Source organism: Streptomyces sp. NPDC023157 (assembly GCF_055560575.1).
In genome coordinates, this window is record NZ_JBVHIL010000005.1 from 168,261 (window position 1) to 185,356 (window position 17,096).

Annotated in this window: 19 protein-coding genes and 1 tRNA gene; 9 read left to right on the top strand and 11 right to left on the bottom strand. The window is 70.9% G+C overall.

The annotated features are described in order from the left end of the window. The first annotated feature begins 9 nt into the window (after window positions 1-9). Window positions 10-198 (top strand): hypothetical protein, encoded by a 189-nt coding sequence (locus tag ACZ3ZE_RS19375; RefSeq protein WP_329421752.1) that lies wholly within the window; start codon window positions 10-12, stop codon window positions 196-198. Between the two features lie 24 nt (window positions 199-222). Here the strand turns inward: ACZ3ZE_RS19375 and ACZ3ZE_RS19380 are convergent, their stop codons facing one another. The 3 genes from ACZ3ZE_RS19380 to nth all read right to left on the bottom strand — a co-directional run bounded on the left by ACZ3ZE_RS19380 (window position 223) and on the right by nth (window position 3,340). Continuing rightward, window positions 223-1,422, bottom strand: coding sequence for a MarP family serine protease (locus tag ACZ3ZE_RS19380; protein ID WP_361176828.1), 1,200 nt, complete (start codon window positions 1,420-1,422; stop codon window positions 223-225). 47 nt (window positions 1,423-1,469) lie between these two features. Then, window positions 1,470-2,168, bottom strand: coding sequence for an NUDIX hydrolase (locus ACZ3ZE_RS19385; protein WP_361176830.1), 699 nt, complete (start codon window positions 2,166-2,168; stop codon window positions 1,470-1,472). 95 nt (window positions 2,169-2,263) lie between these two features. After that, window positions 2,264-3,340, bottom strand: coding sequence for an endonuclease III (nth, locus tag ACZ3ZE_RS19390; RefSeq protein ID WP_467259915.1), 1,077 nt, complete (start codon window positions 3,338-3,340; stop codon window positions 2,264-2,266). 144 nt (window positions 3,341-3,484) lie between these two features. On the opposite strand from nth, the gene ACZ3ZE_RS19395 reads away from it, so the two are divergent. Further along, window positions 3,485-4,159: a Crp/Fnr family transcriptional regulator gene (locus ACZ3ZE_RS19395; RefSeq protein ID WP_361176834.1), complete on the top strand. Its 675-nt coding sequence runs from the start codon at window positions 3,485-3,487 to the stop codon at window positions 4,157-4,159. A gap of 77 nt (window positions 4,160-4,236) precedes the next feature. On the opposite strand, the gene ACZ3ZE_RS19400 is transcribed toward ACZ3ZE_RS19395, so the two are convergent. From ACZ3ZE_RS19400 to ACZ3ZE_RS19420, 5 genes are all read right to left on the bottom strand, one after another. Continuing rightward, window positions 4,237-5,121: a prohibitin family protein gene (locus ACZ3ZE_RS19400; protein WP_361620836.1), complete on the bottom strand. Its 885-nt coding sequence runs from the start codon at window positions 5,119-5,121 to the stop codon at window positions 4,237-4,239. Between the two features lie 118 nt (window positions 5,122-5,239). Next, window positions 5,240-6,070 carry an MBL fold metallo-hydrolase gene (locus ACZ3ZE_RS19405; protein ID WP_361620837.1) on the bottom strand — a complete coding sequence of 277 codons (831 nt, stop codon included), beginning with the start codon at window positions 6,068-6,070 and terminating at the stop codon, window positions 5,240-5,242. Further along, window positions 6,067-6,945: an NUDIX hydrolase gene (locus ACZ3ZE_RS19410; protein ID WP_361176840.1), complete on the bottom strand. Its 879-nt coding sequence runs from the start codon at window positions 6,943-6,945 to the stop codon at window positions 6,067-6,069. The genes ACZ3ZE_RS19405 and ACZ3ZE_RS19410 overlap by 4 nt, the downstream gene beginning before the upstream one ends. Window positions 6,946-7,065: 120 nt before the next feature. Then, the gene (locus ACZ3ZE_RS19415) at window positions 7,066-7,536 is read right to left on the bottom strand and encodes a RidA family protein (RefSeq protein ID WP_351665834.1); all 471 of its coding nucleotides are present in this window, start codon (window positions 7,534-7,536) and stop codon (window positions 7,066-7,068) included. Then, window positions 7,533-7,691, bottom strand: a complete 159-nt coding sequence (locus ACZ3ZE_RS19420) for a DUF4177 domain-containing protein (protein ID WP_123954897.1) — start codon at window positions 7,689-7,691, stop codon at window positions 7,533-7,535. Before ACZ3ZE_RS19420 ends, ACZ3ZE_RS19415 begins: the two co-directional genes overlap by 4 nt. 179 nt (window positions 7,692-7,870) lie before the next feature. Here ACZ3ZE_RS19420 and bagA point away from each other — a divergent pair, with 179 nt between their 5' ends. Together bagA and bagB are read left to right on the top strand one after the other, a co-directional pair. Then, window positions 7,871-8,833, top strand: a complete 963-nt coding sequence (gene bagA / locus ACZ3ZE_RS19425; RefSeq protein ID WP_361176842.1) for an ATPase BagA — start codon at window positions 7,871-7,873, stop codon at window positions 8,831-8,833. Beyond that, on the top strand, window positions 8,830-10,128 hold the full coding sequence (bagB, locus tag ACZ3ZE_RS19430) for an ATPase BagB (RefSeq protein WP_361176844.1): 1,299 nt from the start codon (window positions 8,830-8,832) through the stop codon (window positions 10,126-10,128). The genes bagA and bagB overlap by 4 nt, the downstream gene beginning before the upstream one ends. 141 nt (window positions 10,129-10,269) lie before the next feature. Here the strand turns inward: bagB and ACZ3ZE_RS19435 are convergent, their stop codons facing one another. Continuing rightward, the gene (locus ACZ3ZE_RS19435) at window positions 10,270-10,614 is read right to left on the bottom strand and encodes a WhiB family transcriptional regulator (RefSeq protein ID WP_207926774.1); all 345 of its coding nucleotides are present in this window, start codon (window positions 10,612-10,614) and stop codon (window positions 10,270-10,272) included. 361 nt (window positions 10,615-10,975) lie between these two features. Between ACZ3ZE_RS19435 and ACZ3ZE_RS19440 the strand changes: the two genes are divergently transcribed. Continuing rightward, a complete protein-coding gene (locus tag ACZ3ZE_RS19440) occupies window positions 10,976-13,210 on the top strand; it encodes a transglycosylase domain-containing protein (RefSeq protein ID WP_361176846.1) in 2,235 nt (744 codons plus the stop codon). Between the two features lie 94 nt (window positions 13,211-13,304). Here the strand turns inward: ACZ3ZE_RS19440 and ACZ3ZE_RS19445 are convergent, their stop codons facing one another. Next, window positions 13,305-13,769 (bottom strand): GatB/YqeY domain-containing protein, encoded by a 465-nt coding sequence (locus ACZ3ZE_RS19445; RefSeq protein ID WP_361169017.1) that lies wholly within the window; start codon window positions 13,767-13,769, stop codon window positions 13,305-13,307. 74 nt (window positions 13,770-13,843) lie between these two features. Between ACZ3ZE_RS19445 and ACZ3ZE_RS19450 the strand changes: the two genes are divergently transcribed. The 3 genes from ACZ3ZE_RS19450 (at window position 13,844) to ACZ3ZE_RS19460 (ending at window position 15,628) form a co-directional block, all read left to right on the top strand. Beyond that, the gene (locus tag ACZ3ZE_RS19450; protein ID WP_361169014.1) at window positions 13,844-14,782 is read left to right on the top strand and encodes a metallophosphoesterase; all 939 of its coding nucleotides are present in this window, start codon (window positions 13,844-13,846) and stop codon (window positions 14,780-14,782) included. Between the two features lie 47 nt (window positions 14,783-14,829). Next, complete coding sequence (locus ACZ3ZE_RS19455) at window positions 14,830-15,516, top strand: Pr6Pr family membrane protein (RefSeq protein ID WP_361620838.1); 687 nt, start codon at window positions 14,830-14,832, stop codon at window positions 15,514-15,516. Between the two features lie 38 nt (window positions 15,517-15,554). Further along, window positions 15,555-15,628: transfer RNA gene (locus ACZ3ZE_RS19460), tRNA-Pro, on the top strand. A 143-nt stretch (window positions 15,629-15,771) separates the two neighbouring features. On the opposite strand, the gene ACZ3ZE_RS19465 is transcribed toward ACZ3ZE_RS19460, so the two are convergent. Then, on the bottom strand, window positions 15,772-16,278 hold the full coding sequence (locus ACZ3ZE_RS19465; RefSeq protein ID WP_361169007.1) for a MarR family winged helix-turn-helix transcriptional regulator: 507 nt from the start codon (window positions 16,276-16,278) through the stop codon (window positions 15,772-15,774). Window positions 16,279-16,394: 116 nt separating this feature from the next. Between ACZ3ZE_RS19465 and ACZ3ZE_RS19470 the strand changes: the two genes are divergently transcribed. Further along, window positions 16,395-16,988: a malonic semialdehyde reductase gene (locus tag ACZ3ZE_RS19470; RefSeq protein WP_467259917.1), complete on the top strand. Its 594-nt coding sequence runs from the start codon at window positions 16,395-16,397 to the stop codon at window positions 16,986-16,988. Window positions 16,989-17,096 lie beyond the last annotated feature (108 nt).

The window sequence follows — 17,096 nt, forward strand, 5'->3', positions numbered from 1 at the left end:
CGTCCCGGTATGGGCTGGACGCACGACTACGGTGACACCGCACGCGACCGCCGCTCGATCGGCGGCTCGGAGGCCCCGGAGGGGGGCGGCACGCGAGAGCACGGCCACGCGCACCCAGCGCGGGACGTGGGCATCTCGCGCATCCTGCGACGCAGGGCCCGCTGGGTCTCGGCCCGGCTGCGCCACCCGCGCACATAGGGCGCGGCCCCGGGCCGCGTCCGGCTAGAGGGCGCACCCCTGGGTGTCGACCTGCTGGTTGGCGGCGCGGCCCCGGGAGATGTCGTCCTGGATCTCGTCGACCGTCAGCGCGTAGCCGGTGTCGGCGTCATCGAGGGAGCGGGCGAAGATCACGCCGTACACCTCGCCCTCCGGGGTGAGCAGCGGTCCGCCGGAGTTGCCCTGACGGACCGTCGCGTACAGCGAGTACACATCCCTGCGCACCTCGCCGCGGTGGTAGATGTCGGGGCCCTTGGCGCTGATCCGGCCGCGGACGCGGGCCGAGCGGACGTCGTAGGCGCCGTTCTCCGGGAAGCCGGCCACGATGGCGCCGTCGCCGCTGTGGGCGTCCTCGTCGGTGAAGCGGAGCGGGGTGGCGTCGAGGGCGGGCACGTCGAGCACGGCGATGTCGCGCTTCCAGTCGTAGAGCACGACCTTGGCGTCGTACAGCTTGCCCTCGCCGCCTATCTGCACGGTCGGCTCGTCGACCCCGCCGACGACGTGGGCGTTGGTCATGACGCGGCGGTCGGCGAAGACGAAGCCGGTGCCTTCGAGGACCTTGCCGCAGCTCGGGGCGGTGCCGACGACCTTGACGATCGAGCGCTGCGCGCGGGCGGCGACGGGGCTGCCGGCGAGCGCCGGGTCGGGCGGGCGGACCTCGGTGATGGGCTCGTTCGCGAACGGGCTGAAGACCTGCGGGAAGCCGTTCTGGGCCAGGGTCGAGGTGAAGTTCGCGAACCAGGTGGACGCCTGATCGGGCATCAACTGCTCGACCCCGAGCAGCACCCTGGAGGTGCGCACCTCCTTGCCGACCGTGGGCATCGCGGTGCGGGCGAGCGCGGAGCCGAGCAGCCAGGCCACCAGCAGCATCGCCACCACGTTGACCAGGGCGCCGCCGGTGGCGTCCAGGGCGCGCATGGGTGACCAGGTGATGTGCCGGCGCAGCTTGTTGCCGAGGTGGGTGGTGAAGGCCTGGCCGACCGAGGCGCAGACGATGACCACGACCACGAAGATCACGGTCGCCGTGGTGGTGACCTGGCTGTGGTCGGTCAGCGCGTTCCAGGCGACGGGGAGCAGCAGGACGGCGACGAGGCCGCCGCCGAGGAACCCGATGACCGACAGGATGCCGACCACGAATCCCTGGCGGTAACCGATGATCGCGAACCACACGGCGGCGAGCAGCAAGATGATGTCCAGCACGTTCACCGTCAATAGCCTCGCAGATTCGTCTTCGGTCGACCGGGGTCAGCCTGTCATGAGCGCCAGTCGAGCGGGACCTGCTTGGACCGGTCCCAGGGAAGCTCCCAGCCGGCGAAGTGCAGGATCCGGTCGATCACTCCGGCGGTGAAACCCCAGACCAGGGCCGATTCGACGAGGAACGCCGGGCCGGTGTGGCCGCTCGGGTGGAGCGAGGTCGCGCGGTTCGCGGGGTCCGTGAGATCCGCCACGGGGACGGTGAAGACCCGGGCGGTCTCGGCGGGGTCGACGGCCCCGACCGGGCTGGGGGAGCGCCACCAGCCGAGCACGGGGGTCACCACGAAGCCGCTCACCGGGATGTAGAGCCGGGGCAGCACGCCGAAGAGCTGGACGCCGGAGGGGTCGAGGCCGGTCTCCTCCCGCGCCTCCCGCAGCGCGGCCCGCAGCAGCCCGCCGTCGGCCGGGTCGCCGTCCTCGGGGTCGAGGGCGCCGCCCGGGAAGGAGGGCTGCCCGGCGTGCGAGCGGAGGGTGCCGGCGCGCTCCATGAGCAGCAGCTCGGGGCCGCGCTCGCCCTCGCCGAAGAGGATGAGCACCGCCGACTGCCGGCCTCCGCCGTCCTCGGGCGGCAGGAAGCGGCTCAGCTGCTCGGGCGCGACGGTGCGCGCGGCCCGCTCGACCGGCGCCAGCCAGTCGGGCAGGCCCGAGCCCGTGATCAGCCCGCCCGTTCCGTGGATCTCTTCACCAGTGCGCGTCATAGGCACCCCCGTGGTTCACAACGCGATCGGAGTGTGGGTTCGTTCCCCGGGACGGGCCGTCGCCGGACGCCCGTCCCGGCCGGGCGCCCGCCCGCTCACGAGCTCGCGCCCAGCGGCGGGGCCGGTCGGCCGGGGTAGTCCGGGGGCGGGTTGAGCCGCTGGCCCGGGAAGCCGCCCTTCTCGTACTTCAGCAGCTTCTTCGCCTTCTCCGGGTCCGTCTCGCCCTCCCCGTATGCCGGGCAGAGGTGGGTGATCGGGCAGGCGCCGCAGGCGGGCTTGCGGGCGTGGCAGATGCGGCGGCCGTGGAAGATCACCCGGTGCGAGAGCATCGTCCACTCGCTCTTCGGGAAGATCTCGGCGACCTCCGCCTCGATCTTCACCGGGTCGTCCTGCTCGGTCCACTTCCAGCGGCGGGCGAGCCGCATGAAGTGGGTGTCGACGGTGATGCCGGGCACTCCGTAGGCGTTGCCGAGGACGACGAAGGCGGTCTTGCGGCCGACTCCGGGCAGCTTGACCAGGTCCTCCAGGCGGCCGGGGACCTCGCCCCCGAAGTCGTCCCGGAGGGCGGCGGCCAGGCCCATGATCGACTTGGTCTTGGCGCGGAAGAACCCGGTCGGCCGGATCAGCTCCTCGACCTCCTCGGGGACGGCGGCGGCCAGGTCCTCGGGGGTCGGGTACTTCGCGAAGAGCGCCGGGGTGGTCTGGTTGACCCGCAGGTCGGTGGTCTGGGCGGACAGGACCGTGGCGACCAGGAGCTCGAAGGGATTGCGGAAGTCGAGCTCCGGATGGGCGTACGGGTAGACCTCGGCCAGCTCCCGGTTGATCTTCCTGGCTCTTCGCACCATGGCGAGGTGCGACTCGGGCTTGGCCGCCCTGGGCGCCTTGGCGGTCTTCGGCGGGCTCGCGGCGGCCTTCACGGGCTTCGCCGAGGCCTTCACGGGCTTCGCGGGGGCCTTCACCACGGGCTTCACCACGGCCTTCGTCGTCTTGGGCTTCGACGCGGCCGTTTCCGGCGTCGGCTTCGCCGCCGGCCTCGCCCCGGAGGGCTTCACCGCTGCGCGTTTCGTCGCTTTCGTCTGTTTCGACACGCCGTGTTCGCCCACGGCGGAATTACCTTTGTCCGGCACTCTTCCAGCCCCCTTGGCCTGTGCTCTCACCGGCGAGTTGGACACCCGGCCAGCCTAGGCGTCGCCACCGACATCCGCCCCGCACGGTCCGGATCACGACCCAATCGGGCCCCTGACGTACGGAAAGGCCGTCCGGTGAGTCAAACTTGTTGTGATTGATCGCACTGAGGTCGACATAGGAGAGAACTCGTGGACGACGTTCTGCGACGCGCCCCGCTGTTCGCGGCGCTCGACGACGAGCAGGCCGCCGAGCTGCGCGCCTCGATGAGTGAGGCGACGCTCGCCCGCGGCGACGCGCTGTTCCACGAGGGCGACCCGGGTGACCGGCTCTACGTGGTCACCGAGGGCAAGGTGAAGCTGCACCGCACCTCGCCCGACGGGCGCGAGAACATGCTGGCGGTCCTGGGCCCCGGCGAGCTCATCGGCGAGCTGTCCCTCTTCGACCCGGGCCCGCGCACCGCCACCGCGACCGCGCTGACCGAGGTCAAGCTGCTCGGCCTCGGCCACGGCGACCTCCAGCCCTGGCTGAACGTCCGCCCCGAGGTGGCCAGCGCCCTGCTGCGCGCGGTCGCCCGCCGGCTGCGCAAGACCAACGACCAGATGTCCGACCTGGTCTTCTCCGACGTGCCGGGCCGTGTCGCCCGCGCGCTCCTCGACCTGTCGCGCCGCTTCGGCGTGCAGTCCGAGGAGGGCATCCACGTCGTCCACGACCTCACCCAGGAGGAGCTGGCCCAGCTGGTCGGCGCCTCCCGCGAGACGGTCAACAAGGCGCTCGCCGACTTCGCCCAGCGCGGCTGGCTGCGCCTGGAGGCCCGCGCCGTGATCCTGCTGGACGTCGAGCGCCTCGCGAAGCGCTCGCGCTAGTCGCGACGCACCCGACGCACGAGGAGGGGCCGCCCGGTCGAACCGGGCGGCCCCTCCTCGTGCGTCGTGCCTGGCTACTAGCGCTTCGTGCCGTCCACGATCAGCGGGTTCGCGCTGCCCCCGCCGCAAGGCACGGTGTAGACCGGGTTCTTGGCCGCGGCCTCCTTGTACGCGTCGATGCACTGGTTCATGAGGACCTTGTCGGTCAGCGAGTCGTTGAGGATCTTGTTGGCGCGGGCGATGCCCTCGGCCTCGATGCGGCGCCGGTCGGACTCGGCCTTCGCCGTACGGGCGGCCTCAAGGGCCCGCTCGGTGGCCTGCTGCTGCTGGATCTTGCGGTCGATCTGGCCCTGGAGGGCGTCCGAGGGCTTCACGTTGCGCAGGTTGACCGTGGTGACGTCTATGCCGCGCGGAGCCAGGCGCTCCTTGATGAGCCGGGCTATCTCCGCGTTGATCTTCTCGCGGTCGGAGGCGTACCCCTGCTCGCTGCTGTAGCGGGCGAAGACGTTGCGGACGATCTCCCGGCTGTCCGGGTAGACGAGACGCTGCTGGATGGCGTCCTCGCTGCCGGCCAGCTTGTACAGCTCGACGGCCTTGGACGGGTGTACCGCCCATTTCACGGTGACCTCGGCGTACATGACCCCGCCCTGCGAGGAGCGGACCTCGACCACGTCCTTGTCGGAGAGGTTGAGGTCCACCGGCCGCGTCGAGAAGGTCGTGACGTCGGTGAACGGCGACTTGACGTGCATCCCGGACGACATCGGCGAGCCGACCTTGCCGAAGGCGACCGGGACGCCGACCTCGTACGCGCTGATCACGTACGTCATGCTCACGATCAGCGAGAACAGGCCGGCGATCGCGGCGCCGAGGCCGCCGAACTTGAGACCGCGGGAGTCGTTCACGCGGCCGATGATGTAGAGCACCACCGCGGTGATGACCAACAGGATGGCAAGGACGAACACGGGCTTCCCCCCAGAGCTACGGCCATGTGTAAGCGGAGCGTAAGACACGCCCCAGGGCCGCCCGGTTGCGGGGCCGCCCTCACCGGACCGGCGGCCCTCCCCCCGGCGGACCGGCCCGCTAGATCAGCCCCCGCTCCTTCAGATAGTCCAGCTGCGCCCGTACGGAGAGCTCGGCGGCCGGCCAGAGCGAGCGGTCCACCGCCGCGTACACCTGGGCGACGATCTCCGGGGCCGACCGGGCCCCGTTCTCGACGGCCGTCTCCACCTGCGCGAGCCGGCTCGCTCGGTGGGCGAGGTAGAACTCCACGGCTCCCTGGGCGTCCTCCAGGACCGGGCCGTGCCCCGGCAGGACCGTGTGCACCCCGTCGTCGACGGTGAGCGAGCGCAGCCGCCGCAGCGAGTCCAGGTACTCCCCGAGCCGCCCGTCCGGGTGGGCCACCATCGTCGTCCCGCGCCCCAGGACGGTGTCCCCCGTCAGCACCGCCCGGTCCGCGGGGAGATGGAAGGAGAGCGAGTCGGAGGTGTGCCCGGGCGTCGCCACGACCCGCAGCTCCAGCCCTCCGGTCGTGATCACGTCGCCCTCGGCGAGGCCCTCGTCGCCCAACCGCAGCGCGGGGTCGAGCGCCCGCACCGCGCTGCGGGTGAGCTCGGCGAAGCGTGTGGCGCCCTCGGCGTGGTCCGGGTGCCCGTGGGTGAGCAGGGTGAGCCCGATCCGCTTGCCCAGCTGCTCGGCGGTCTCCACGACCCGCCGCAGATGCCCCTCGTCCAGCGGACCGGGGTCGATGACGACGGCCAGGTCGGACCCGGGCTCGGCGACGATCCAGGTGTTGGTGCCGTCCAGGGTCATCGCCGACGGGTTCGGCGCGAGGACGTTCACCGCGCGGGCGGTCGCCGGGCCGGAGACGACGCTGCCGCGCGGCTGCCCGGGGAGGTCGGAGGCGGTGCTCACGAGGCTCCGCCCGCCGGGATGTGCTTGGTGAACTCGTCGTGACCCGGCCAGCTCAGGACCAGCTCGTCGCCGTCCAGGCGCGCCTGCGCGAGGACCGGCGTCAGGTCCTGCTCCCCGGCGGCGGCGAGGGCCTCGCCCGCCGTGCCGAACCGCTCCAGGCCCCGCAGGGTCGAGATGGTCGGCGGCATCATCGTCAGCTCGCCCCGGTCGTAGCCGGCCGCCGCGTCCACGGGGCGGATCCAGACGGTGCGGTCGGCCTCGGTGGACGCGTTACGGGTGCGCTGGCCGGCCGGGAGGGCCGCGACGAAGAACCAGGTGTCGTAGCGCCGGGGTTCGAACTCGGGCGTGATCCAGCGGGCCCAGGCGCCGAGGAGGTCGGAGCGCAGCACGAGCCCGCGCCGGTCGAGGAAGTCCGCGAAGGACAGCTCGCGGGCGACCAGCGCCGCCCGGTCCTTCTCCCACGCGTCCCCGGTCGTGTCGCCGACCACGCTGTCGGGCGTCTCACCGGCGAGCAGCACGCCCGCCTCCTCGTACGTCTCGCGCACGGCGGCGCAGACGACGGCCTGGGCCTGCGCGGGGTCGGTGAGGCCGAGGCGGGCCGCCCACTCCTCGCGGGAGGGTCCGGCCCAGCGCACGGGGTGCTCGTCCCGGGGGTCGACCCCGCCGCCGGGATACGCGTACGCCCCGCCCGCGAAGGCCATGGAGGCGCGCCGCCGCAGCATGTGCACGGAGGGGCCCTCGGCGCCGTCCCTCAGGAGGAGCACGGTGGCTGCCCGCCTGGGTGTGGCGGGGACCAGCTCACCGGCGGCGAGGGCGCGGATGCGGTCGGGCCATTCCGGTGGGTACCACTGACCATTCGACTGACCATTCGACATGGCCGGATGCTATGCGCAAGCATCGAAATGCACGAGAGCCGATCCCCCGCCTGTGGAAAACCACCTGTGGAGAACCGGCTCTGCGCACGCCCGCGAACGCGGGCGGAATGCCTGGGGGCGTCAGTCCTGGACGAGCTCGACCTGGACCTCGACCTCGACCGGCGCGTCCAGCGGGAGCACGGCGACGCCGACGGCGCTTCGCGCGTGCACGCCCTTCTCGCCGAGGACGGCGCCGAGCAGCTCGCTGGCGCCGTTGATGACGCCCGGCTGGCCGGTGAAGTCGGCGGCGGAGGCGACGAAGCCGACGACCTTCACGACGCGCTTGACGCGGTCGAGGTCACCGGCGACCGACTTCACGGCCGCGAGCGCGTTCAGCGCGCAGGTGGCCGCGAGCTCCTTGGCCTCCTCGGCGGTGACCTCGGCGCCGACCTTGCCGGTGACCGGCAGCTTGCCCGCCACCATCGGGAGCTGGCCCGAGGTGTAGACGTACACGCCCGACTGCACGGCCGGCTGGTAGGCGGCCAGCGGCGGCACGACCTCCGGCAGGGTCAGGCCCAGTTCGGCCAGCTTGGCCTCGACGGCCCCGCTCACGACTTGGCCCGCTTCAGGTAGGCCACGAGCTGCTCGGGGTTGTTCGGCCCGGGCACGACCTGGACGAGCTCCCAGCCGTCCTCGCCCCAGGTGTCCAGAATCTGCTTCGTCGCGTGCACCAGCAGCGGCACAGTCGCGTACTCCCACTTGGTCATGAGCCGACTGTAGCCGCTGCCGGGGGCCCCTCCCGCCGGGACGGTCCCCCGACGGGAGGCCCGGAGGCCCCCTCGGGGCCGGGTCGGGGTCGGGTGGGGGACGGGTGGGGGACGGGTGGGGGTCTTCTCCGGGGCGGCCCTCTGATTGGGCCGGGCCGGCAGTGGTTAGGCTCGAAGGCGTGAGCAGGCTCCAGGTCGTCAGCGGCAAGGGCGGTACCGGTAAGACCACGGTCGCCGCCGCACTCGCGCTCGCCCTCGCGACCGAGGGCAAGCGCACCCTTCTCGTGGAGGTCGAGGGCAGGCAGGGCATCGCGCAGATCTTCGAGACGGAGCCACTGCCGTACGAGGAGCGCAAGATCGCCGTCGCGCCCGGCGGCGGCGAGGTGTTCGCCCTGGCCATCGACGCCGAGCGGGCCCTCCTCGACTACCTCCAGATGTTCTACAAACTGGGCGGCGCGGGCCGGGCCCTGAAGAAGCTGGGCGCGATCGACTTCGCGACGACGATAGCCCCGGGCGTCCGGGACGTGCTGCTGACCGGGAAGGCCTGCGAGGCGGTGCGGCGGCGCGAGAAGCAGGGCGGCTTCACGTACGACTACGTGGTGATGGACGCCCCGCCGACGGGCCGCATCACCCGCTTCCTCAACGTGAACGACGAGGTGGCCGGGCTGGCCCGGATCGGCCCGATACACAATCAGGCCCAGGCGGTCATGCGCTTCCTGAAGTCCCCCGATACGGCGGTGCACCTGGTGACGCTCCTGGAGGAGATGCCCGTCCAGGAGACCGCGGACGGCATCGCGGAGCTCCGCGCGGCCGAACTGCCGGTGGGCCGCGCCATCGTGAACATGGTCCGCCCGCACGTCCTCGACGAGGCGGCGGTACGGGCCGCCTCCGGCGACCACCGCGCCGCGATCGCCGCCACCCTGGCGGCGGCGGGCGTCAAGGGCGGGACGAAGCTGGTCGAGCCGCTGCTCGACCAGGCCGCGGAGCACGCCCAGCGGGTGGAGCTGGAGCGGGCCCAGCGCGAGGTGCTGGACGGCATCGGGGTGCCGACGTACGAACTGCCCTTCCTGGGCGACGGGGCGGACATCGCCGGTCTCTACCGGCTGGCGAAGGAACTGCGGAGGCAAGGGGTGGGCGCGTGACGGAGGCGCAGAAGGCCGCGACGGCGAACGGTCTCGACGCGGTCCCCGTCCTGGAGCTCGACCCACTGATCGACGACCCGGCCACCCGCATCATCGTGTGCTGCGGCGCGGGCGGGGTCGGCAAGACGACGACCGCGGCGGCGCTCGGCGTGCGGGCGGCGGAGCGCGGCCGGCGGGTCGTGGTGCTCACCATCGACCCGGCGCGCCGGCTGGCGCAGTCGATGGGCATCGACTCCCTGGACAACGTGCCCAGGAAGGTCGAGGGCATCAAGGGCTCCGACGGCGGTGAACTGCACGCCATGATGCTCGACATGAAGCGGACCTTCGACGAGATCGTCGAGGCGCACGCGGACGGCGACCGGGCCCGGGCGATCCTGGAGAACCCCTTCTACCAGTCCCTGTCGGCCGGTTTCGCCGGTACGCAGGAGTACATGGCGATGGAGAAGCTGGGCCAGCTGCGGGCCAGGGACGAGTGGGACCTGATCGTGGTGGACACGCCGCCGTCCCGGTCGGCGCTGGACTTCCTGGACGCGCCGAAGCGGCTCGGTTCCTTCCTGGACGGGAAGTTCATCAAGCTGCTGATGGCGCCGGCGAAGGTGGGCGGCCGGGCCGGGATGAAGTTCCTCAACGTCGGCATGTCGATGATGACGGGGACGCTGGGGAAGCTGCTGGGCGGTCAGTTCCTGAAGGACGTGCAGACCTTCGTGGCGGCGATGGACACGATGTTCGGCGGCTTCCGCACGCGCGCGGACGCCACGTACAAGCTGCTCCAGGCGCCGGGAACGGCCTTCCTCGTGGTGGCGACGCCGGAGCGCGACGCGCTGCGCGAGGCGGCGTACTTCGTGGAGCGGCTGGCCGCGGAGGAGATGCCGCTGGCCGGTCTCGTCATCAACCGCGTCCACGCCAGCGGCGCCGCCCGGCTGTCGGCCGAGCGGGCGCGGGCCGCCGCGGAAAATATTGACGAGGGGCGCATTGTGGATCAGGAGGGCGGGAAGACTGCTGGGCGTGGCCCCCGAGCCACCTCGCCCGAGACCGCCGCCGTACCGCCCGTGTCCGAGGCTGCCCCCACAGCCGAAGCGGACACGGATGTCCCACAGCTCACCGCAGGACTGCTCCGTCTCCATGCCGAGCGGATGCAGGTGCTCGCGCGCGAACAGCGCACGCGCGATCGCTTCACCGCGCTCCACCCCGAGGTGGCGGTCGCCGAAGTGGCCGCTCTGCCCGGCGATGTGCACGACCTCGCCGGTCTGCGGGCCATCGGTGACCGTCTGGCGACGGGTCGCATGCCGTCGTAAGCCGGACCCGTGCCGTGGACCGGACCAGTGCTGATCAGCGCTGACCGGTTCCGACCGGTGCCGACAGGCCAGACCCGTGCTGACGGGTCCTGACCGGAGCCGTCGTCCCGGTGTCGTCCGGTGCCGACCGGGTGGGCGGGCCTAGCCCGCCGCCGCGTACGTCTCGTACGTCGCGTCGTCGTCCATGGCCACGGGCAGCAGGCCCGCGCCCCGCTCGTACTCGGTACGCGCGGTCTCCAGGAGCCGGCGCCACGAGGTGACGGTCGGCCGGCGGCGCAGCAGGGCGCGGCGCTCGCGCTCGGTCATGCCGCCCCACACGCCGAATTCCACACGGTTGTCGAGGGCGTCGGCGAGGCATTCGGTCCGCACCGGGCATCCGGTGCACACCGCCTTTGCCCTGTTCTGCGCCGCTCCCTGTACGAAAAGTTCATCCGGATCGGTAGTGCGGCAGGCCGCCTGCGCACTCCAGTCAGCTACCCAGCCCATACCGGCGCCGTCCTCTCCCGAATCGAGGCTCCCCCACGGCGGTAGCGGCATATTCACCGCTGCCAGTTGGGACGTTACGGAAGGTGGGCACAGCGCAACACCCCCTTCGGGCCCAATCTTGAATGGTCCGAACGGACTATGCGTACGCGTCAGATCACCCAGGGGAGTGACCCGAGGACATAACGCCCCTATCGGACATGGGCCGAATTCGGGCATGAAGTTCCCGCGCTTCGGGTACACGGAATTTCACACCGACGTCACGCACGGGTCTTGATGCGAGACCACACTGCTGTGACAGTTGGGAGCAGCTTAGGCCAAGGCATATACGTGTGTCCGGCGAATGAGAACGTAGGCTGCCCCCATGGCAAAGAAGCGCTCGGGCGGTGGTCTGACCGGGACCCAGCAGGCCGCCAAGTTCCTTGGTGTCAGTGTGCTCTCCGGAGCCGTGCTGGCGGGCATCGCCCTGCCCGCGGCCGGAGCACTCGGACTGGCCGCCAAGGGCACGGTCGAGGGATTCGACGAGATCCCGTCCAACCTGAAGACGCCCCCGCTGAGTCAGCGCACCACCATCCTCGACTCACAGGGCGGCCACATCGCCACCGTGTACTCGCGGGACCGCAAGGTCGTGCCGATCGAGAAGATCTCGCCGTACATGCAGAAGGCGATCGTCGCGATCGAGGACTCGCGCTTCTACGAGCACGGCGCGATCGACCTCAAGGGCGTGCTGCGCGCCATCAACCGCAACGCGCAGTCGGGCGGGGTGTCGCAGGGTGCCTCCACCCTGACCCAGCAGTACGTGAAGAACGTCTTCGTCGAGGAGGCGGGCGACGACCCCGAGAAGGTCGCGCAGGCCACCCAGCAGACCATGGGCCGCAAGGTGCGCGAGCTGAAGTTCGCGATCCAGGTCGAGGAGGAGCTCGGCAAGAAGAAGATCCTGGAGAACTACCTCAACATCACGTTCTTCGGGCAGCAGGCGTACGGCATCGAGGCCGCCTCGCAGCGCTACTTCTCCAAGCCGGCCGCCGACCTCACCCTCGCCGAGTCCGCGATGATGGCCGGCCTCGTGCAGTCGCCGAGCCGCTACGACCCGGTCAACGACATCCAGGAGGCGACCAAGCGCCGCAACATCGTCCTCCAGCGCATGGCCGACGTGAAGGACGTCAGCCAGGCGGAGGCCGACCAGGCGAAGGCCACCCCGATCAAGCTGAAGGTGAAGACGCCGAAGAACGGCTGCATCACCGCCGTGGACGGGGCCGGCTTCTTCTGCGACTACGTCCGCAAGACGATCCTCAACGACCCGGTCTTCGGCAAGACGGCCGAGGAGCGCACGAAGCGGTGGAACCTGGGTGGTCTCACCATCCGCACCACGCTCGACCCGCGCGCCCAGGCCGCCGCCAACGAGGCCGCCGTCGCCAAGATCGACAAGGACGACAAGGTCGCCGCCTCGGTCGTCCAGGTCCAGCCCAACAGCGGCAAGATCCTGTCGATGGGCCAGTCCCGCCCGTACGGCCTCGACCAGAAGCTGCACCAGACGACGCTCAACCTCGCCGTCGGCAAGAAGATGGGCGGCACGACGTACGGCTTCCAGGTCGGTTCGACCTTCAAGCCGATCACGGCCGCGGCGGCCCTGGAGAAGGGGCTGAGCCCGGCGCAGTCGTTCTCGACGCCGTGGAAGATCTCGGTGCCGATGAGCTCGTACACCACCTGCAAGGGCGGCCCGTCCGGCGGCGGCAACTGGGACCTGCAGAACGAGATGCAGTCCGAGGCCGGCAGCTGGGACATGACCAGCGCGCTCGGCAAGTCCATCAACACGTACTTCGCGCAGCTGGAGCAGATGACCGGGCTCTGCGAGACGGTCCAGATGGCGAAGAAGATGGGGTACGAGAAGGAGCTCGGCAAGGACCTGAAGGAGCTCCCCTCCATCACCCTCGGCGGCCAGGAGTCCACCCCGCTCGACATGGCGGCGGTGTACGCGACCTTCGCCAACCGGGGCACGTACTGCACGCCCGTCGCCATCGAGTCGATCACGACGGCCAACGGCGAGAAGCTGAAGGTCCCGCAGACCGAGTGCTCGCGGGCGATGACCGAGAAGACCGCGGACACCGTCAACCAGATGCTCAAGGGCGTCGTCGAGGACGGCACGGGTACCCGGGCCGGTCTGAGCGACCGCGACAACGCGGGCAAGACGGGTACGACCAACGACCGCAAGGACGCCTGGTTCGTCGGCTACACGCCGAACCTGTCCACCGCGGTGTGGGTCGGTGACGACGTCGGCGAGAAGACCTCGATGTACGACATCACCATCGGCGGCCAGTACTACGACAAGGTCTGCGGTGGCTGCCTCCCGGGCCCGATCTGGAAGATCGCGATGACCGGGGCGCTCGACGCCTCCGAGACGCCGGGCTTCGTGCCGATCAACGTGCCTCGCGGCGCCCAGCCGGAGGACAAGGAGAAGGACAAGAACAAGCGCCCCGGCGACGACAACAAGCCGGGCGACCGGCGCCCCGGCGGCACCACCCTTCCGGGCGGCATCACCATCCCGCCGGACCTGATCGGCGGCAACACCGGGCGCGGCAACGGCCGCGGTCATGGATAGCGGCGCTTTCCAGGACGAGCACACGTGACACAAGAGGGGCGCCCCTCCCGGATTCCGGGAGGGGCGCCCCTCTGCGTACGGACACGGGGTCAGGTCACCCGGCGAGGAGGCGCTTCACCGTGGCGGCGACACGGCCGCCCTCGGCCTGGCCGGCGACCTTGGGGTTGACGATCTTCATGACGGCGCCCATGGCCCGCGGCCCCTCGGCACCGGCACCCTTGGCCTCCGCGACGGCGGCGGCCACGATGGCCTCCAGCTCGGCGTCGGAGAGCTGCTTGGGCAGGTACGCGTCGAGGATCACGCCCTCGGCGCGCTCCCGGGCGGCCTGCTCGGGGCGGTCGCCCTGGGTGAATGCCTCCGCGGCCTCACGGCGCTTCTTCGCCTCCTTGGCGATCACCGTCTGCACCTCGTCGTCGGAGAGCTCGCGCTTGGTCTTGCCCGCGACCTCCTCCTTGGTGATGGCGGTGATGGTCAGCCGCAGGGTCGAGGAGCGCAGCTCGTCGCGCTCCTTGATCGCGGCGTTGAGGTCGTCCTTGAGCTTGGCCTTCAGCGTGGTCATGGATCCAAGTGTGTCAGGTGCCGCGCCCGGACCGCCCGCGCATTTCCGCCCATCGGGTCTGCGACGATAAGGGGATGCGCGCACGGTACGGGATCCCCCTGAAGATCACGGCAGGCCTCACGGCGACGGCCGCGGCCGGCATCGTCTACGCGGCGGGCTTCGAAGCCCGCTCGTTCCGGCTCCGCCGGGTGACCGTCCCGGTGCTGCCCCGGGGCATGCGTGACCTGCGGGTCCTCCAGGTCTCCGACATCCACATGGTGAGCGGCCAGAACAAGAAGCGTGCCTGGCTCCAGTCTCTGGCGGGGCTCCGCCCGGACTTCGTGGTCAACACCGGCGACAACCTCTCCGACCCGAACGCCGTGCCCGAGGTGCTCGACGCGCTGGGCCCGCTGATGGAGTTCCCGGGCGTGTACGTCTTCGGCTCCAACGACTACTACGGGCCGCGGCTGCGCAACCCCGCCCTCTATCTCAAGGAGAAGATGCACGGCCGGCACGGCCTCAACGGCAACCCGCCGGTGGTCGGCGCCGTCCACAACCCCTGGGAGGGGCTGCGGGACGCGTTCGACGCGGCGGGCTGGGTGAACCTCACCAACACCCGCGGCCGGCTGAAGCTGCCGGACCTCGACCTCGCCTTCACCGGCGTCGACGACCCGCACATCAAGCGGGACCGGTACGAGCGGGTCGCGGGCGGCCCCGACCAGGACGCCGACTTCTCGGTGGGCGTGGTGCACGCGCCGTACCTGCGGGCGCTGGACGCGTTCACGGCGGACGGCTACGAGCTGCTGCTGGCCGGCCACACCCACGGCGGGCAGCTGTGCATCCCCTTCTACGGGGCGCTGGTCACCAACTGCGACCTGGACACCGACCGCGTGAAGGGCCTCTCCACCCACACCGTCGACGGGCGCACCTCGTACCTCCACGTCTCGGCCGGCTGCGGCACCAACCGCTTCACCCCGGTCCGCTTCGCCTGCCCGCCCGAGGTGACCCTGCTGACGCTGACGGCCCGCGGCTGAGGCCGCGATCCCGTACGGACGACCCGTACGGCGCATACGGTGACCCCATGCCGAACACCGTCGTCACCGCCCTGTTCCGCGGCCTGATCGCGCTGGCCGCGGTCACCGGCATCGTGATCGAGTGCGTCGAGGGGAACCCCCTCGTCGTGTTCAGCTTCTTCACGATCTGGTCGAACACCGCCGTCGCCGTGGTCCTCGGCCTGGGCGCCGTCCGCGCCTGGCAGGGCCGCCCGGCGCTGCCGCCGCTGTGGACCGGCGGGGTGCTGCTGTGCGTCTCGGTGGTCGGGCTCGTCTTCCACCTGGTCCTGGACAACGCGGCGAGCGAGTTCAACGAGGCCGCCGCGATCGCCCGCCTCACCGGCGCCCGCGCCGTCGCCAACCAGCTTCTCCACACCGTCACCCCGATCGGCGTCGTCCTCGACTGGCTGGTGCTCACCCGCCCCGGCGCCCTCCAGTGGCGCCACGCGGCCCAGTGGCTCGCCGCCCCCGGCACGTACCTGGTCTTCGCCCTGCTCCGCGGCGCCCTCGTCTCCCCCGACACGCCGACCCGCTACACGTACCCCTTCCTCGACGTCACCGCCCACGGCTACCTGGGCGTCCTCACCAACGCCGTCGTCCTGGGCCTGGCCTTCTACGCCCTGGGCCTGATCCTGGTCACGGTGGACCGTTTCCGGCCGTCTCTCGTGGGCCGCGAGAAACGGATTTCGTCTCTGGGCGCGGGTGGGCTAGAGTAATCGATGTCGCCGCGACGTGAAGAACAAAGCAGCGACATCGGGGTGTAGCGCAGCTTGGCAGCGCGCTTCGTTCGGGACGAAGAGGTCGTGGGTTCAAATCCCGCCACCCCGACAGCCGTAAGACCAGTAAGGGCCTGATTCGAGAGATCGAATCGGGCCCTTGCTGCTTTCCTCGCCGGTTTCGCGGGGCACGCGGGCGAGGTGCCGCGGCGTCAGGTTCGTTCGACGCCGCGGCGGACAGGTCCCGGGGTGGGGTCATTCGATGGTGGTGTCGCCCAGGGACTCAAGGACCTGGCGGAGGCCGTCGGCGGTGGTGGCGATCAGGGTGCGGTCCATGTCGGCGAGGAGGGTCGCGTAGCTCGCCAGGTGGTCGGCGAAGGCTGCGCGGGTCACCTCGTGGCCGTGGGCGGTGAGGCGGATCTGGATGGTGCGGCGGTCGTCGCCGTCGCGTACGCGTTCGACCAGGCCCTTGGCCTCCATCCTGTCGATGCGGTTGGTGATCGCGCCCGAGGTCACCATCGAGGCCTTCAGGAACGCGCCGGCGGTGAGGGTGTAGGGCGGGCCCGAGCGCTGGAGCGTCGTGAGCACGTCGAACTCGCCGTGCTCCACTCCGTGGGCTGCCGCCGCGGCCTTGGCCGACTTGTCGATCACCCGGGCCAGGCGCTGGATCCGCCCGAAGAGCTCGACGGGCCAGAGGTCCTCCGCCACATCGGGGCGTTCCTTGACCCACTGGCCGATGATCGCGTCCACGGCATCGCTCATCGCCGTCACTCCTCTCAATGGACATCTTCTCAACGTTAAGACACTTGACGTTGAGAGAGTCGCGGTGCTTTTATCTCAACGTTGAGATTATCAAGGCTGAACGACAGGAGCACCCCATGTCCCCGCTCGCCCTCCACCCCGCCGCCCAGGACCTCCTCTTCCGCGAGGCGCGCACCGCCAACACCTTCACCGACGAGCCGGTCACCGAAGAGCAGGTCCAGGCGGTCTACGACCTGGTCAAGTACGCCCCCACCGCCTACAACCAGTCCCCGCTGCGCGTGGTCCTGATCCGCTCCGACGACGCCCGCGAGCGGCTCCTGGAGCTCATGGCCGAGGGGAACCGGCGCAAGACCGCCGCTGCCCCGCTGGTCGCCCTCCTCGCCGCCGACAACGAGTTCCACCAGGAACTCCCCACGCTCCTCCCGCACTTCCCCCAGGCCAAGGACGCCCTCTTCGCCGACCGCCCGGTCCGCGAGGAGTCCGCGCTGCTCAACGCCACGCTCCAGGCGGCGTACTTCATCCTCGGCGTACGCGCGGCCGGGCTCGCCGCCGGGCCCATGACCGGCTTCGACTTCCCGGGCGTCCAGAAGGAGTTCCTCGACGCCGACCACACGCCCCTGATGGTCGTGAACATCGGCCGTCCTGGTGTGGACGCCTGGTTCCCGCGTGCGCCTCGGCTCGCGTTCGACGAGGTCGTCACCACGCTCTGAGGCGGGTGAGGCGACCGAGGCACCTGAGGCGTCTGAGGCGTCTGGCCTTGCCTGAGTTGTCTGAGTTATCTGAGTTGCCTGTGTCTCGCTCTTCGTCTGCGTCGTCTG